At 64.4% G+C, this 17,124-nt stretch carries 13 protein-coding genes; 10 read left to right on the top strand and 3 right to left on the bottom strand.

What is annotated here, in order from left to right; translation table 11 throughout:
• Position 1: 1 nt before the first annotated feature.
• From H7688_RS15645 to proC, 3 genes are read right to left on the bottom strand one after another with little or no spacing between them, the layout of a single operon-like run.
• The gene (locus H7688_RS15645) at positions 2-499 is read right to left on the bottom strand and encodes a thioredoxin fold domain-containing protein (RefSeq protein ID WP_183362110.1); all 498 of its coding nucleotides are present in this window, start codon (positions 497-499) and stop codon (positions 2-4) included.
• Positions 492-776, bottom strand: a complete 285-nt coding sequence (locus H7688_RS15650) for an acylphosphatase (protein ID WP_183362111.1) — start codon at positions 774-776, stop codon at positions 492-494. Before H7688_RS15650 ends, H7688_RS15645 begins: the two co-directional genes overlap by 8 nt.
• Positions 773-1,576, bottom strand: coding sequence for a pyrroline-5-carboxylate reductase (gene proC / locus H7688_RS15655; RefSeq protein WP_183362112.1), 804 nt, complete (start codon positions 1,574-1,576; stop codon positions 773-775). Before proC ends, H7688_RS15650 begins: the two co-directional genes overlap by 4 nt.
• Before the next feature lie 1,048 nt (positions 1,577-2,624).
• Here proC and H7688_RS15660 point away from each other — a divergent pair.
• The 10 genes from H7688_RS15660 to H7688_RS15705 all read left to right on the top strand — a co-directional run bounded on the left by H7688_RS15660 (position 2,625) and on the right by H7688_RS15705 (position 17,064).
• A complete protein-coding gene (locus H7688_RS15660; protein ID WP_183362113.1) occupies positions 2,625-4,685 on the top strand; it encodes a fibronectin type III domain-containing protein in 2,061 nt (686 codons plus the stop codon).
• Between the two features lie 104 nt (positions 4,686-4,789).
• Positions 4,790-6,907, top strand: coding sequence for a hypothetical protein (locus tag H7688_RS15665; protein ID WP_183362114.1), 2,118 nt, complete (start codon positions 4,790-4,792; stop codon positions 6,905-6,907).
• A gap of 240 nt (positions 6,908-7,147) precedes the next feature.
• The gene (locus tag H7688_RS15670; RefSeq protein ID WP_183362115.1) at positions 7,148-8,497 is read left to right on the top strand and encodes a hypothetical protein; all 1,350 of its coding nucleotides are present in this window, start codon (positions 7,148-7,150) and stop codon (positions 8,495-8,497) included.
• Positions 8,494-8,967, top strand: coding sequence for a cytochrome C (locus tag H7688_RS15675; protein ID WP_183362116.1), 474 nt, complete (start codon positions 8,494-8,496; stop codon positions 8,965-8,967). The genes H7688_RS15670 and H7688_RS15675 overlap by 4 nt, the downstream gene beginning before the upstream one ends.
• Before the next feature lie 14 nt (positions 8,968-8,981).
• Positions 8,982-10,853 (top strand): CxxxxCH/CxxCH domain c-type cytochrome, encoded by a 1,872-nt coding sequence (locus tag H7688_RS15680; RefSeq protein WP_183362117.1) that lies wholly within the window; start codon positions 8,982-8,984, stop codon positions 10,851-10,853.
• 96 nt (positions 10,854-10,949) lie between these two features.
• Positions 10,950-12,476: a carboxypeptidase-like regulatory domain-containing protein gene (locus H7688_RS15685; RefSeq protein WP_183362118.1), complete on the top strand. Its 1,527-nt coding sequence runs from the start codon at positions 10,950-10,952 to the stop codon at positions 12,474-12,476.
• Between the two features lie 120 nt (positions 12,477-12,596).
• Positions 12,597-15,332 carry a cytochrome c3 family protein gene (locus H7688_RS15690; RefSeq protein WP_183362119.1) on the top strand — a complete coding sequence of 912 codons (2,736 nt, stop codon included), beginning with the start codon at positions 12,597-12,599 and terminating at the stop codon, positions 15,330-15,332.
• Positions 15,333-15,537: 205 nt separating this feature from the next.
• Positions 15,538-16,014 carry a hypothetical protein gene (locus H7688_RS15695; RefSeq protein ID WP_183362120.1) on the top strand — a complete coding sequence of 159 codons (477 nt, stop codon included), beginning with the start codon at positions 15,538-15,540 and terminating at the stop codon, positions 16,012-16,014.
• A gap of 191 nt (positions 16,015-16,205) precedes the next feature.
• Complete coding sequence (locus H7688_RS15700) at positions 16,206-16,766, top strand: hypothetical protein (protein ID WP_246329832.1); 561 nt, start codon at positions 16,206-16,208, stop codon at positions 16,764-16,766.
• A 91-nt stretch (positions 16,767-16,857) separates the two neighbouring features.
• Positions 16,858-17,064, top strand: coding sequence for a GSU3473 family protein (locus H7688_RS15705; RefSeq protein WP_183362121.1), 207 nt, complete (start codon positions 16,858-16,860; stop codon positions 17,062-17,064).
• Positions 17,065-17,124: the final 60 nt, after the last annotated feature.

Consider the following 17,124-nt stretch of genomic DNA (forward strand, 5'->3'; position numbering starts at 1 on the left):
CTTACTTGAGCAGCGGCTCCAGCCGGCGCAGGTCCAACCCTTCGATAATCCTGCCGTAGATCATGAAGGTGGGGGTGGAGGTCATCTTGTTGGCCCGGGCGATCTCCTGATGCTCCTTTTGCAGCCGGACCCCCTCCGGGGTGATGGCCGCCAGCCGGGCGGGGTCCAGGGGGCCGCTGCCGGCGAGCACCTCCTGGTAGGCGCGCGCCTTGTCCCGGGCCGACAGGATGTACTGCACCTTGGGCTTCGAGGCGGGGTGGCTGGAGAGCGGGATGAAGAAGATGTAGCGGGTCACGTCGCTGCGGTTACGGAAGTAGGCTTCCGCCTTGCGGCAGAAGGGGCAGTCCGGGTCGGTAAATTCGATCACCATGATGCGCCCGGAGCCGACCTTGACCGCCTTGTCCAGGTCGAGGGTGTCCTGGGCCAGGGCGGGACGCGCCAGGGTCAGGACCCAGCCGAGTACCGCGAGCGACAAAAGTCCCACCAGCACCCTAGTCATGATCGTACCTGATCCGGAACCCGGTACACTCGCCGGTGTACGGCTCTTCCCGCCAGTCGACTGCCTCGACCCGCGCCAGGTCGGGTCCCCTGCGGCACCATTCAAGCTGAGCATGAACATCCTCTTCCTCCCCTTCGAAACATGCCTCGACCGAGCCGTCCAAGCGGTTGCGTACCCAGCCGGCGACCCGGTGGAGCGCCGCCTGCTGTGCCGTGTGGTGCCGAAAGGCGACCCCTTGTACCAGGCCGCGTACCACTACCGTGACCCGGATCTTCATCGCGTGCCGAGCTCCAGCGATTTTGCCACGCAGACGTCGACCGCGTTCATCACCGCGGCGCGGAAGCCGTCCCGGTCCAGCGAGTGCATGGCCGCGATGGTGGTGCCGCCGGGCGAGGCGACGTTCCCCTTGAGGACCGCGGGGTGCTCATGGGTCTCCAGGAGCAACTTGGCGCTCCCGAGGACGGTCTGTGCGGCAAGGGCGGTGGCCACGTCGCGGGTCAGCCCGTGTTTCACCCCTGCGTCGGCCAGGGACTCGATGAAGGTAAGGACGTAGGCCGGTCCGCTGCCGGAGACCCCGGTGACCGCATCGAGGAGCTTCTCCTCGACGACGCAGGTGGTACCGACCAGGTCGAAGATGCGCCGGGTCAGGGCGAGGTCCGCCTCGCTCGCCAGGGTGCCGCGCGCGATGGCGGAGGCTCCCGCGAGCACCAGGGCCGGAGTGTTGGGCATGACGCGCACCACCCGGGCCTCGCTCCCCAAGAGGGCCTCGAGGGCGGCACTCTTAACCCCGGCCATGATGGAGATGAAGAGCTTGCCGGCGCCCGCTATCCCCTTTAGGGCCGAGCTGTAGACCTGGGGCTTCACGGCGAGCACCACGGCGTCGCAGTCGGCGCACAGCGACTGGTTGTCGGCCGGGATACGGATGCCGTAGCGGCTGGTAAGGGTCGCGGCGCGTGCCGCGAGCGGTTCGGTGACGCTCAGGTTGCCGGCCGGCACCCCCCCCGCTAAAAGCCCCTTGATGATGGCTTCCGCCATGTTGCCGCCGCCGATGAATCCTATCTTGATCTCTTTGGGCATGATCGCCGTCCTCCGGTTGCACTGGAACTGGAATAGAGTAGCAGCTTTAAGGGCTGTAGGCACCAATGATAGGTAATAAATTAGGGGGCAAAAGTCAAACCTTATCCTGATTAACCGGTGCCGGCGGCCGCGCCGGCTGACGGCCCGGTCCCCTCCGGAATGGCTCCGGAAACGGGGTGTCAGAATCCCGTACGCCAGTACCCGTTCCCCTCGCGGCACGCTGTAGCAGCTGCGCTCCCCCACCCTTTTCCTCTTTCGAGGTCCTTCTCCCTCCCGTCAGTCCCTGTAGGAATCAAGCGTTAAAAAACTCTTAACCTCGTATTGCCGATTTGCTTTGTGTTCGCAACTCGCACAGTTACAGATTTGCATCGATTTGCATTAAAACAGACACATTCAATTCACTGTAAGTTATCGGACTACCAACGGATTATCACGGGCGCTTTTTTTTGACCTAAGTCAAATTTGTCTAAAGTCTGAGCAGTGATTGCCGAAACAGGGACATGAAGGCCAATTGTGAGTACCACTGTCAAAAAAATGAAGGGTACTGTCAAAACAACTGCGTCTTTGACACACGCCGCATGCCTTCTGAGGAACTGAAAATTATTATGAAACAATTGGTTGTGTGATTGGTTTTCTTCTTGCACAAACGCAGGCGGCCAATCAGGCATACCTTTAGGTAACAAAGGAATCAGCTTTGTCCTCAGACACTCCATCGAAAACCCGCAATACTTCGAGCTCCCTGGCGCGCCCCATCTCTGTCAGGACCTCATCTCTTATACATTTCGACTTTGACAGTATCGACATGACGGTTGTGGTACCGGAACTGTCGGCGCACCCTGCCGTGTGCCCGTTCGAGTACGGCCTCTCCCGCTATAACGGGAGCCGGTCGGCGCAGCATCGACGCCTGACGGTCCGGTAGTTTGCTGGCGGAGCCCCGGGGGCTTCGGCAGCCTGTGTTCTTAGGTTCACTAATTCGCCTCAAAACAAGACTGAAGCGCGGAGGATTTGTATGCGGATCATCTGGAAAAGGTACTCTGTTGGAGCGTTGTTGCTCGCATTTTTGTCGCTGCTCTTTGCAGGTTGCGGTGATTACAGCTCCAGCTCGCCGACTCCGCCCCAGCCACAGCAGCTGAAGACGGTCTCCGGCTATGTTTCCAATTCCGTCACCGGACTGGCACTCCCCGGCGCAGTAGTCACCGCGTACGGTGTCGATGCCAACGGGGTGCAGGCCTCGGCCCCCCTGGCCGGCTCGAGCTTCGGCGTGAGCGATCAAAACGGCATGTACAGCCTGAAGATCCCGGCAAGCTACGTCGGGACCCTGGTCGTGAAGGCCACCCTCCCCACCTCGGGCGTGGGCAAGCGCGTTGCCGGACTGTCCACCCCGGCGCCGACCCCGCTGCGCGCCGCGATCTCCATCACCGGGACCAACGACGTGTTGAGCGTGATGATCAGCTACGCCACCGACGCCGCCGTGCAGCTCATCGAGAACAACGCAACCGCGGCCAACCTGGCCACCGGCTTTACGCCCACGGGCTTCAGCGCGGATAACGTGCTGAAGGCGAACCGGGTGCTGGAGGCCGTGTTCGGCACCGGCTTCAACATCATCCAGCCCCCCAGCGACCCCAGCGCCCTGGGGACGAGCTCGACCGGCGCACAGAACCTGGTGGTCGCCATCCAGGCCTTCAACCAGGTGCTGGTCAGTGAAAGCACCTCGACCTCCCAGATCGTCACCCTCCTGGTGACCACTGGCCTGGGTTCCGGCATTTCCGACGCGCTGGTGAACGCCATCCAGGACGTGGTGAGTACCGACCTGAGCAGCGTCCTCCCGCCGAGCTTCCAGCCCAGCCCGGCCATCATCAGCAGCATAACCGATGCGGGGACCACCCCGGTCACCGTCCCGGTGGTCAGCGACACCACCCCGGCAAGCGCCCCGGCAAGCGTGACGGCGACTGCGGTGAGCTCAACCCAGGTTTCGGTTACCTGGACCGCCTCCAGCGACGCCGAAAGCGGCATCGCCAACTACATCATCTACCGCAGCGTCAACTCGGGCGCCTTCGAGCAGCTCGCCGTCCTGGCCGGCAGCGCGACCAGCTACCTCGACACGAGCGCCGCGCCGCAGACTGCCTACCAGTACAAGATGACCGCGGTAAACGGCACCGGCCTCACCTCCGCCTACAGCAACGTGGCCTCGGTCAGCACGCCGGCCGACCCGAATGCCCCGGACACCCAGATCTACACCCTGACGGGCCGGATCACCGCGAACGGGGTAGGGGTTGTCAACGTGAAGGTCGACCTGACCGGCTCCGGTACCGGTTCCGCCACGACCGACAGTAACGGTGACTACAGCTTCTACGTGTTGAGCGGTTCCTACACCGTGCAGCCCGACCCGCAGCAGACCAACTACCTGTTCACCCCGCTCAGCAAGACCGTGACCGTGGCGGGCGCCAGCGTAAGCGGCCAGGACTTCACCGCGGCCCAGACCGGTTCCGCCGGCGGCAGCGTCACCTATCCGTCCGGTTCCGCCAACGGCTCGGTTACCTATCCCGACGGTTCCTTCACCACCGGCATCGTCTACCCGACCGGCGTGGTGATCGGCGGGGTGAGCTACCCGGCCGGCACCGTGGTGGTGAGCATCCACTACCCCAACGGTGCGCTCATCTCCGGCGTCAACTACCCGGCCGGCACCGTCATCAGCACCGTCTCGTACCCCGGCGGCGTGGTGGTGGGTGGCGTGACCTACCCGGGCGGCTCGACCGCGGTCGTGGTGACCTACCCCAACGGCACCATCACCACCAAGATCGTCTTCGCCTCCGGCAACGTGCTGACCAGCACCGCCTACCCGACCGGAACCTTCTCGGTGAGCATCATCTACGCGTCCGGAACGGTAGTCGGCGGGGTGACCTACCCGGCGGGGACCGTGGTAACCCAGGTGACTTACCCAAGCGGCGCGGTGATCGGCAACGTGACCTATCCGGCCGGCACCATTTTCACTACCGTGAGCTCCCCGTCCGGCGGCGTCGGCATCACCATCGGATACCCGGACGGCTCGGTCGGCTACGGACTTGACTACAACAACTCGCAGAACAACTACACAACCTACGTTCCCTGAGTGAGGGATGGAAAGAAGGAGGTGGCAGCGTAGCTCAGCAGGTAACCAACCAACTATTTAGCAACAACCAGTTGTTCAACCCAACACAAGAAGGAGAAGCCGCAATGAAACATCTCAGTAAGCTGCATGGTGCATCGGCAATCATGCTCATGATTGCACTGACCGGGTGTGGCGCAAGCAACAGCAACGTCTCCAAAAACGCAGGCAAAGCATCGCTGTCCGCCAAAGTGGTTTTCGGCTCCGGTGCGGTTGCCAAGTCCGCCGCCCTGCCGGCGAGCCTCCCCACCAACGTCACCGCCCTGCGCATGACCGTTACGGGGACCGGCAGCGACGGCAACCCGATCCCGGTGGTGCGCGGCACCTTTGGGAACGTGTCCTCCTCCACCATCACCGGGATCTACCCGGGGAGCGTGAGCCTTGCCGTCCAGGCCCTGAACGGCTCGGGCGCCGTGGTCTATGAAGGCTTCGCGACCGATCAGGTAGTGGCGAGCAACGCCACCTCCCAGGTACGCGTCTACATGAGCGCTCCGACCGTGAAGGCCAACGAGGCCGCCTGCCTGCAGTGCCACGAGACCACCCTGGACCAGACCGGCCAGAACCTGGTGGCGAGCTACAAGCTCTCGGGCCACTACACCAACATGGCCTTCGCCGACGGTAACGGTGTGGGAGCAGGGTGCGTCGGCTGCCACGGGCCGTCCCACAACACCCCGAACCCCTACGCCACCGGCCGCTGCTTCGAGTGCCACACCGACAAGGTGACCCTGCACGCCAACAGCGACACGACTGCCGGCGCCAACGCCATGTATGCTCCGACCAACTACGCCGAGAACTGCAACGCCTGCCACCAGCCGCACAACGCCTTCGTGGGCAACGACGAGCGCCACGACTGGGCCCAGTCGGCGCACGGCGCGGTTGACGGTGCAGCCTGGAGCCACTACGAGTTCCAGACCCCGTCGTACCTGACCTGCCAGCGCTGCCACACCGCGAGCGGCTTCAAGGCCTTCGCAGCGAGCGGCCTGACCGCCTTCACCCCGACCGCCTCGGTTGCCGGCGCCACCGACAAAGCCAACGAAGTGCTGGCCTGCGACGCCTGCCACACCAACAACAAGTTCGACATGCGTACCGTCGGTGCCTTCACCGCTCCGTACACCGTCGGCAACGATCTCGCCGGCAAGAAAGGTACCGCAATCACCTTCCCGAACGTAGGCGAGACCAACCTGTGCATCCCCTGCCACGCCGGTCTGGTAAGCGGCGTCGGCAGCGTCTCGAACTTCGCCGCCACCGGCTTCTCCGCGGTGAACCCGCACTACCTGGCCGCCGCGGGCACCATGTACATGTCCATCGGCTTCACCGACTTCACCTCGGCCAGCGCAGCGATCGGCACCTCGACCTACGCCAAGACCCTGACCATCGACAACGTCTCGGCTCCGGGCTACGGCATCACCGGCGGCGTCACCTCGACCCACCGCAAGCTGGGTACCACCGCGATCAACGGCGACACCCACAACACCGCGGTCTTCGTGCCGGGTAAATTCGACGCCAACGGCCCCTGCGTTGTCTGCCACCTGAACGCCAACGGCGCTCCGGCCGGCGACCGCTCCGGTCACGGCCACACCCTGGCGATCGACGAGAACGCCTACAACCAGGTCTGCATCAACTGCCACACCTCCGAGAACACCGTGCCGCTTACCGCACAGAACTTCAAGGCCGTGTTCCTCGAGCCGCAGTCCGAGGCATTCCAGACCACCCTGGCGCTGGCCGTCCAGCTGCTGAAAACCAACTACAACATCGACTTCAACCCGAACGCGTACCCCTACTTCTACCAGGGCGGCACCTTGACCGCACAGACCGACTGGACCAAGGGTGGCACCGTGAACGGCAAGAAACTCCTCGGTGCGGCGTACAACATCCAGCTCCTCACCAAGGACCCGGCAGCCTACGCCCACGCCCGCAGCTACTCGCGTCGCCTGCTCTACGACACCATCGACTTCCTCGATGACGGCGTTATTAACCTCTCCGTCGGTGCCACCGCACAGACCGTGAGCGGCCAGGGCACCGCCCAGACCAACGCCCTCTACGGCAAGTTCACCAAGGGGAGCGCTGCCTACAACGCAGCCAGCGGCAGCATCACCACCGTGGCAACCGGCACCTCCGAGGCCATGCTCTACGCTCTCGGCTGGAGCCGCTCTACCGGCGCCTGGAACTCTCCTGAGCGTCCGTAACCAGAACCTGTAGTACCCGTGAAGAAAAGCCCCGCCTCGCAAGAGGCGGGGCCCTTTCCCGCAAAGGCAGCACCCGAAGAACCGTGTATGCACAGCAGCGAAGTGGTTCCTTCCGGCCCCCGCCGGCAACCAAAACGAGCCGTACCCGACTTTGACAACACCATTACCTGGTCCTTTGGCCCAGGAATTTTCAATACGACCAGCACGTCAATCTGCTCACTTCTTACCAGGAGAGCTTACATGAAAAAAGTACTGTCCCGTTTGTTGGCGTCCCTCTCACTCGCGGCCCTGCCCGCCGCAGCCTACGCGGCCGACAGCCTGGTCGATACGACCACGCTGTTGCGCTTCTCGCAGGATTCCCGCCCCGGCGTCGCCAAAAGCACCCTGCTTCCGGCGACCGTGTTCCTGGGGCTCGATGCCGACAAGTTGGCCGACGGCAAGCTCTCGGCGCACGTCCTGGGCTGGGGGCGCGCCGACCTCGCCGACAAGAGCTTCAACGAGAACCAGGTCGACGGCAGCCTCACCTACGGCTACCTGCAGTACCGCTTCGGTGCCGCCAACGCCCAGGCCCGCGCCGGCCGCTTCTTTGTGCACGAAGGGATCCTCAACGAGCAGGTGGACGGCGTGAGCGTGCGCAGCGACCTCCCCTACGGCTTCGGGGTTTCTGCCTTCGGCGGCGCCACGGTGCACAACGTGCGCATCCCGGGGACCTCGAGCGACGGCAAGGGTGACGGCATCTTCGGCGGCCGGGTCAACTACCGCTACGGCGGGATGTTCGAGATCGGCTTGGCCGGCGTCTACGAGACGGTCGCCCCCACCATGGCGGACCCGAACCTGGCGGGGCGCTTCGGTTCGCACCGGGTGATCGGCGCCGACCTCTGGTACTCCCCCTTCGCCAAGGTGGCCCTCATGGCCCGCGCCAGCATCAACACCGAGACCAGCCGCTGGGCCGAGCAGGGGTACCTGCTGACCGTGAAGCCGCTCAAGGACCTGACGGTGACCGGCGAGTTCAACGACTACCAGGACCGCGACCTCTTCTACTCCTCGGCGCTGTTCGCGGCGATGCCGAGCATGCTCTCGGGGAACAACCTGAACCAGCAGTCGCGCACCTTCGGTGGCAGCGCGAGCTACCAGCTGAACCCGAAATTCGAGCTTACCGGCGACTACAAGCACTACACCCGCGAGATCGGCAAGGCGGACCGCCTGGGCGCCGAATTGCGCTGCACGCTCTCCGACCTGGCCGTGAGAACCGGGGCGGGCTACCACTACCTGCGCTCCAGCGCCGACTTTGCGGTGCTCCCCACCTTGGACGCCTCGGGCTCCTTCCACGAACTCAGGGCCTGGGCCATGCGCGACACCAAGAGCTACTTCGCCTCCCTGGACGTGATCGACTACCTGTTCAAGCGCGAGATCGACGGCAAGAAGAACGCCCTGGAGCTCTACGGCTCGCTGGGATACCACCTGACCCCCAACCTGGCTCTCTCGGGCGATTTGAGCTACGGCAGCAACCCGCAGAACACCGACGAGCTCAAGGGGCTGATACGCCTGAACTATTCCATGAAACTCGCTGGAAAAGGAGACACTAAATGAGACCGTCGTCCCAGTCCTTAACCCTCTTGGCGCTCGTGGCGCTGCTCTTCGCCCTGGCGGCCTGCGCCCAGATCAAGGCGCTTCCCAACCTTCCCGCGAACCATCCCGAGGAGCTGGCCAGCGGCCCGGTGAGCTGCACCGAGTGCCATGAGGACCAGCAGAAGGGGACCCTGAAACAGTACGCGGCCTTCAACCACAGCCGCTCCTTCATCACGAACCACCGCTTCTATGCCGGCTCCGACGACGTCCTGTGTGCCACCTGCCACAAGGTCTCCTTCTGCGCCGACTGCCACACCAACCAGACCGAGATCAAGCCGAGCGTGAAAAACGGCAGCCGTCCGGACCGCGTCATGCCGCACCGGGGCGATTACCTCACCCTGCACAAGATCGAAGGGAAGCTGGATCCGGCAAGCTGCCACCGCTGCCATGGCCGGGCCAACAACGAACGTTGCGTAGTCTGCCACCGATAGGAGAGGTGCCCGATATGAGATCATGGATCAAGAACCTAACCCTGCTGTGTCTGGCGGGCGCGCTGTGCGCCTGCAGCAACGGCAACGGCAACTCGGCCACCGGCCTGGTCGACAACTCAGGTAAACACGCCGCCAACTGGCTTGAGCAGCACTGGAGCGTGGCGGCCAACCTGAAAGGGATCCTCCCCGCCGAGGCGGCGGCGAAGGTCGCCGAGACCGGCACCGCGTGCGCCCAGTGCCACGGCAAGGACCTCCTGGGCGGCATCTCGAAGGTGAGCTGCTTCTCCGCGCAGCTTCCCAACGGCCTGCAGTGCCACGCCACCAAGATCGGACACCCGGACGGCTGGGGCAGCAACGCGATGTACCACGGCAAGCTGGGCGCCATGGCTGCGGGGGGCTTCGCCTTCTGCGCACGGTGCCACAGCCTGGGGACCCAGGCCGCTGCCGGCAAGACCCAGACCTCCTGCTCTACCAACAATGCGAGCTGCCACAACTCCGGCGCGCCGCATCCGGCCAAGCCCTGGAACACCGGCAACATCGACCACGGCCTGGCGAGCTCGACCAATGCCGCGGTCTGCGCGCTGTGCCACGCAAACGGCAGCAACTTCCGCTACGGGATCATCACCTCGACCAAGGCGGCCGGGAGCCCGAATGCGCCGACGCCGGACTGCTACAACAACACCATGTGCCACGGCGGTCAGGTGACCCCGCCGGACGGGCACCAGACCGGGAGCGCCTACCTCGCCGCAGCCCAGCACGGTCCCGACGCCGCCGGCGTCTCCGCCGGTCACGTGGGGCTCGGGCTCGCCGAGTGCGCCAAGTGCCACGCCGACCGTAACACCGGCCGGTTCGACGTCCAACTTACCGGGTCCACCGGTTTCGCCAACGGCTGCGAGACCTGCCACACCAAGCAGCACGTGCCGCACCCGACCCCCTGGCTCTCCAATCGGACCATCGCCGTCAACAACATGACCCCTGGCGGGGTGCCGAACCAGACCTCGCACTCCATCATGGCGCAGGGCAACGTGGGGAACGACTGCACCGGCTGCCACGGCACCGCCCTCGATGGCGGCACGGGCGCCCAGTACAGCGCACCTAACTGCATGTCCGGCTCGCTGTCCGGCATCAAGTGCCACTTCCAGAGCCTGGCCAACGCGAACAACCGCACCGGCTGCGTCTCCTGCCACGACGGCCAGACCCAGGTGACCGACAGCGCGCACGCCTACACCGTGACCCTGTCCGCCTTCACCAACAACAAGCCGACTAGCGGGATCCACGGCGTGCATACGAACGCGAGCAAGATCCCGGGGCTCACCTGCGAGGCCTGCCACTCCGGCGGCGGTGCCGACCCGGTATCGCTTCTGGGCAACCCGCGCCACGCCAACGGTTTCTTCGACATCTCCTCGGCGAGCTACTGGGCGAAGGGTGCCTCCTTCAACTACGACCGGAGCACCAAGACCTGCTCCAACGTGCGCTGCCACGGCGGCAGCACGCCCAAGTGGGACGTGAATGCCTTCACCCCCATCGACGTGACCCAGAACTGCGACGCCTGCCACGAGCAGAGTCCGTTGAACGTGGTGACCGGTGTCAGGCCGCCCGCCACGCCGCAGTTCAACAGCTACTATTCGGGGCAGCATGACTTCCATCTTAACCCGGCAAACCACGCCTTCTTCCCGGGCCTGCCGATCACCTGCCAGAGCTGCCACACGCTCACGGCTGACCAGCACTTCAGGTACCTGGCGAACCCGAACTTCCCGACCGCCAACGGCTACCGCCCGATCGACACCGTCAACCTGAACGCCTGGGGCGGCGTGCTCGACAAGACCGCCAAGACCTGCGCCAACGTAAGCTGCCACAACAGCCCGAACGCCAAGTCCTGGAACTAGCAACAACGAGGCCCCGGCTCTCCCGCAAGGAGGGCCGGGGCGTACGCATGAAACGCGGCACAGCGAGGCCTTGGGCCTCAAAGGAAGCACCGAACCATGAGAACCACCCTTTTTGCGACACTCCTTTTTGCCCTTGTCTCCGTCTGCGGATGCGGCGGCGGAGGCGGCACCGGCGCCCAGCCGGCCCCGACGGTTTCCGGCGTGGCCGCAACCGGTGCCGCCCTCAAGGGGACGGTCACCCTGAAGGACGCGGCCGGGCACCAGGAGCTCAGCAAGAAAACCGATGTGAACGGCGGCTACAGCTTCGACGTGAGCGGGCTTTCCGCACCCTTCATCCTCAAGGTGACGCCGGACAGCGGCGGGAGTGCGCTCTACTCTTTCGCCCCCGCAGCGGGGACCGCGAACCTGAACCCGCTGGCGAACCTGGTGGTCGCCAAGGCGGCCGGCAGCGCCGACCTGGCGACGGTCTACCAGAACGCCAGCACCCAGTCCCTGCAGGGGATCGCGGGGAGTCTGGGGCAGGCCCTCACCGACGTGCGCGCCACCCTGACCGCGCTCCTCGCCAAGTACGGCGTGGCGACCAGCGTCGACCCGATCTCCGGGGCCTACAAGATCGACGGCACCGGGCTCGACGGGATGTTCGACCACGCACAGCTCGCCCTTGCCAGTAACGGCCAGCTGAGCGTCGTGGAAACCGGAGGGACCACGACCTACAACCTGAACAGCGACTTTGCCACCTTCGCGGTCTTCGGAAGCGCTACCCTCAACAACCTCCCCTTCGCCAACGTGCAGGTGAGCGTGGTGGATGCCGCCACCGGGAACCTGAGCTTCGGCAGTGTCCAGACCGACGCGGCGGGAGCCTACCGGATCGCCGGCCTACCCAGGGGGAGCTACACGGTCAGGGCGCTCAAGGACGGCTACAGCTTCCAGCCGGCGGTCGGCCAGGTCGGGGTAACCGGCTCTGACGTCGCGGGACCGGTATTCCGCAGCGCGCTCCCCTACAGCATCTTCGGCACGGTCCTTGGCTCCAACGGGGCGGGACTTGCCGGCGTCACCGTGAGCGTCGTCCGCTCGGGGTTCACCAGCGGCAAGACCGCCGTGACCGACGGCAACGGGCGCTACCAGGTGACCGGGCTCACCAACGCCGTCTACACCGTGACGCCGTCCCGCATGAACGCCGCAACCGGCAGCGCGGTTATCTTCGATGCCTCTTCGAAGACGGCGCAGCTCTCCACCAGCACCAACTATTCCCAGACCGATTTCCAGGCCGACATCCCGGCCTATACGGTCTCCGGGAGTGTCAAGATGCACACTGACAACGCGGCACTGCCGAGGGTGGCGCTCACCCTGGTCACCCTGAACAACGCCGGCGTCGCCGCGGGGACCAGCGGCAGCACCTTCCAGACGGTGAGCGACAGGGACGGCAACTTCAGCCTGGCGGGGATCCCCAGCGGTTACTACGCCATCGCACCGGTGCTTACCGGGTACGATTTCAGTCTTTTGAACGCCGCTCCCGGCGCCACCATGAGCCTGTTCCTGCTGGACGGAGCCGACCTGACCCTGAGAATCGGGGCCTGGTCGACCAGCGAGGCGACCGGCGGCGTGGGGGGGATCGGACAATGACGACTCTGGCGCCCTCGGGTGCCTTGAGCTTCACACCATAGCTGCACAGATTTCTTTGTAGATGACGGTTGAGGAACACAGGAAGGCAACAGGGTGGAACTACAACAAGGAGGAGAACAGATGAAACACAGTATGGGGAGTAGAATGCAGGTCGTGCTGTATGCCCTGCTCATCGTCGCCCTGGCGGGCTGTGGCGCCAACAGGCTCGGTCTTGGTGGCAACAACGACCCGGGCGGCGTCTCCGCGAAGCTCGCCTTCAAACAGGGCGCAGCGGGCAAGGTTGCTCCGAAGGCAGCCGCTGGCCTGCCGGCGGGGATCACCCAGGTTCAGGTCACCGTGACCGGTACCGGATCCGACGGCAAGGCGATTCCGGTGGTGCGCGGGGTGTTCGGCAACGTGTCGAGCGCCATGGTAAGCGGCATCTATCCGGGCAAGGTGACCCTGGCCGTCAAGGCCTTTGTGGGGAGCACGGTCCAGTACGAGGGCTTCGCCATCGGCGTGGACATCTCCTCCAACCACACTACCCAGCTCGGCAACCCGATCAAGATGTACTACCCGCAGGAGAAGGCCAAGGACGTCGCCTGCATCCAGTGCCACGAGACCACCCTGGACAAGGACGGCCAGAACCTGGGCGCCAACTTCAAGCAGTCCGGCCACTACACCACCCACAACTACACGCTGAACACGAAAAATGGTTCGGACGATGTCGGCTGCGCCGGCTGCCACGGTACCTCGCACAACGACCCGAACCCGGCCGCCAGCGGCCGCTGCTGGGACTGCCATGGCAGTGTACCGCCGCCGATCCACACCCTCGACATGTCGGTGTACACCCAGAACGCCTGCGGCAACTGCCACAACCCGCATAACGTGAAGACCTTCGCGGGCGGCGGCTGCGTCTCCTGCCACTCCGTCGCGCAGAACCTGAGCGACGCCAACGGTCCCTACGTGAACGACAACAACGGCGTTCGTATCATCACCGACGAATTCCAGAAGTGGTCGCACCACGTAACCGGCGTGACGCTCAACGATGCACACTGCGTTGCCTGCCACCTGGAAGGTACCGTCGCCAACGGTGAAGTCATGACCGACGCCACCAAGCACCTGGCCGACAACAAGATCCACCTCCGTAACGCGGACACCGACGCAGACATGGTCTGGGATCCGGAGAACCCGAGCTTCAGCACTCTGGACAACTTCTGCCTCTCCTGCCACGACGCTGACGGTGCAGTCTCTCCGGTCAGCCAGGCCCTGCAGACCGCGATCAACACCAAGCGCCTGAACGCCACCGGCAAAACCGCTTCGGCCATCAACCCGTTCGGCGATACCATCTCGAACCAGTACGACAAGATGGAGCGTCCGGCCGTCGTCGACGCAGCGGGCCAGTTCAACACCGCGAACCCGTCGCACCATGCGGTACTCGGCAAGCGCTACTCCGGCCGTACCCGTGCTGCCGTCGCCCGTCAGATTAACAACCCGGCCACCTTCAACGCCAACTCCTCGGCCACCCTGCCGGGGGCACGCAGCACCATTTACGACGCCGGCAAGTTCCAGTCCGACTACGTGACCCTGGCCGACGCGGCCGGTGAGGCCGGCGCTCGCAACGGCGGCAGCACCCTGGGCGACGACTCCACCCTGCACTGCGCCGACTGCCACACCGTAGGCCAGTTCGCGGCGCGCGGTTCCCAGGCCTTCCAGAACCTGTCCGCCAACTACTGGGCAGCTTCCGGCGGCCAGGCGGGCATCACCCGCTATTACAAAACCGCGATCGGCGCCCACGGCTCCGACAACGAGTACCTGCTGCGCAACAACGTCGGTACCGATGCCCGCCACATGGGCGTCAAAACCAGCACCAGCGCAACCGCCGCAGTCCTCGGCTACGGCACTAACCCGTACCTGGTCTGCTACAACTGCCACGCCTTCGCCACCTATGGCGTCCCCGGCGCTACCGGTCTTGCCGGCATCAACCACATCGGCGAGTACTCGCAGACCAACCGCTGCAACGGTCCGCAGAACACCATCTTCGGCAACATGACCGGCGAAGCCCGTCTGCGCTCCATCGTGACCCAGACCAACTCTTCGACCTACGGCAAGCAGAGCGCGACCTTCAGCAACGCCTTCGGCATCCAGTGCGCGAACTGCCACAACTCCGGTATCTCCGCTGCCAACATCTTCGGCGGCATCCACGGCGCCAAGCAGACCACCTACACCGACGGCATGGGCAACACCTCCAAGCACCAGCGCTTCCTGCCGGGTCTGGGCAACGTGATGTACGTACCGGGCACCAGGGGCGGCTTCACCGGCGGTACCCTGACGACCTTCAACTCCTACTCCGGCAACCGCGACGGCATCAAGTTCGGCAACATGACCGGTCAAACCTTCACCCTGCTGCCGGTACGCGGCGTCGTCGCGGGTACCCCCGCTGCCAACGTCACCACCATCGACGGCAAGACCGTACCGTCCAGCCCGGCCTACAGCACCACGGTCACCAAGGGCGTCAACCCGATCTCTACCGGTTCCTACCAGTACGTGACCGGCGGCGTCAGCAACGACCTGAACTGGGAACAGAAATCCGTCCAGCCGATCCCCGGCCAGTACGACTTCGGCGCCCAGGCCATGGGGTGCTACACCGTGGGACCCGCTGGTGCACTTGCTGAGTCCAGGAACAACTCCGCAAACGGCAAGATCGGTCAACCGTTCGTCCCGGCAGTGACCGACAACATCCAGGCAGGGCAGAAAGGCCCGGATGGCACCACCACCGTGTTCGACAACTGGGGCGGCTGCGAAGACCACAGCGCTTCCCAGGGCGGTGGCGACCACCGTCAGATCCGCAAGGTTCTGCGTAAAGTAACCTACTAAGCTGGCTTTGGGAGGAGAGGCCTTGGCCTCTCCACTTGGACCTGCAATGGGCCGGCGTTATCATGACGCCGGCCCTTTTTTAAAAACTGCAGCTCCCAAGGGGAGCTTGGCTCCCCGGGTAACTGTCTCAATAGTATGGTCATCTGGATTGCGGTTAAGAACCGTCGACGCAGGGTCCTGTGGGCCCCCGTTAAAAGGAGACATCATGAAAAAAGGATTGCTTTGTGGAGCGCTGGCCGGCCTGTTGCTGGTGGCCGTATCCGGCCAGGCCGCCGAGAAGTGGGACCAAAACAGCTATACCGACAACGCCATCAGCGCCGGCTACTACGACGTCTCGAGCATCAAGTCCCAGGGGGGGGTGGTGAGCTGGACTGAGCGCTACGTACTCACCCCGGAAGGGGCAGGGTACGTCAACAACCTGATTGCCAAGTATCCGGGGTGCAAGGAAAGGATCGCCAAGGAAGGAAAGGCGGCAGAGTACCAGATGGACTACGAGGTGAAGAACAACAAGCAGTACCGCGGCGCTGCCAAGCGCTACTATTCCAGTTCCAAGAAGCTCATCTGCACCAACAAGGAGACCGGGCCGGAGTTCTCCACCGAGTGGCGCAAGATCGTGCGTGACTCGCCGATTCAGCAGGCCCAGTACGACCTGGTGACCAAGTACAAGGTGAAGTTCCAGTAGCTACCGGCTCTCGGGCCGATTCTACCTCCGGTACCTGCCAGAAACCATTCGCGGTTTGCTGCAGTGCTCCCGGAGGTTTTTTTTGTCTGCACGCCTCCGGTCTAGTTGCTCTGTCGGAGCATTTCCCCTGCACTGATAGCTTCTGCAGTTCTGGCTGTGACAATCTCGCTTTTTTTAGTTAGAATGCGGCCATGATAAAGATCCTGGTCTGTGCCATTGTGCTGGTTGCTCCGCTGCCGCTCTTCGCTGCCGGGCTCGACACGCCGGTATTGTCGGCGCCGCTGGCCACAGCCCGCTTTTTCGACCCGGAGCGCCTCTTGACCACGGCCGGGGTGAAGTACCAGCCGGCGGGGACGCTCACCCTGGAGCCGGAGCTCGGCCTTGGGTACCGGGCCCTGGAGCGGGACCTGCAGGGTGGTGCGGCGGAGGAGATCCACAAGGTGCATGCCCTGGCAGGCTGGCGCCTCTCCCTGGCCGACACCCTCTACCTCTCCGCGGCCGCCAAGCTCCCGGTCTACTCCTACCAGCGCTCCGGCAGCTACTCGGGGCAGAGCCTGGGGAGCCGGCAGGACTACGACCTGGTGCGCTCGCTGCGCGAGACACCCGCCTGGACCGGCGAGATGGGGGTGCACCTGGGGCGGCGCGCCGACCTCACCCTCTACTACGACCAGGGGCTCGTGCCGGGCACGGTGACCGGGCTGCACCAGCAGGAAGAGCGGATCGGCACCCGGTTCATCTGGCACTTCGAGTAGCACGATTGACACGGACGGTGAGCTCCTTGTCGCAGGAAAGGAATCTGCTACCCTTGTTCAGTTGCACGATTGACAGAGCGGAGTAGCCGTTATGATCCTGCGGGTCGTCTTTACCAGTGGCGAGACGGGTCTGGTCCAGGCGACCGACCTCGACGCACTGATCAGGGAAGAGAAGATCGTCGCCTTTTGTCGCTCCGAAGGGTGGGTGCGCATCGGCTTCGACCAGATCCGCTACCTGGAACGCCCCTACGCCGGGCCTGGCAGGCGCTGGGCCGACCTCGCGCAGGGTAGGAAGTAATCCCTTTTACCTCTCCCCACCGGCTCCCTTCCCTGCCGCACACCTGGCAACCTCTCGCGA

The organism is Geomonas limicola (genome assembly GCF_014193675.1).
Classification (GTDB): Bacteria; Desulfobacterota; Desulfuromonadia; order Geobacterales; family Geobacteraceae; genus Geomonas; species Geomonas limicola.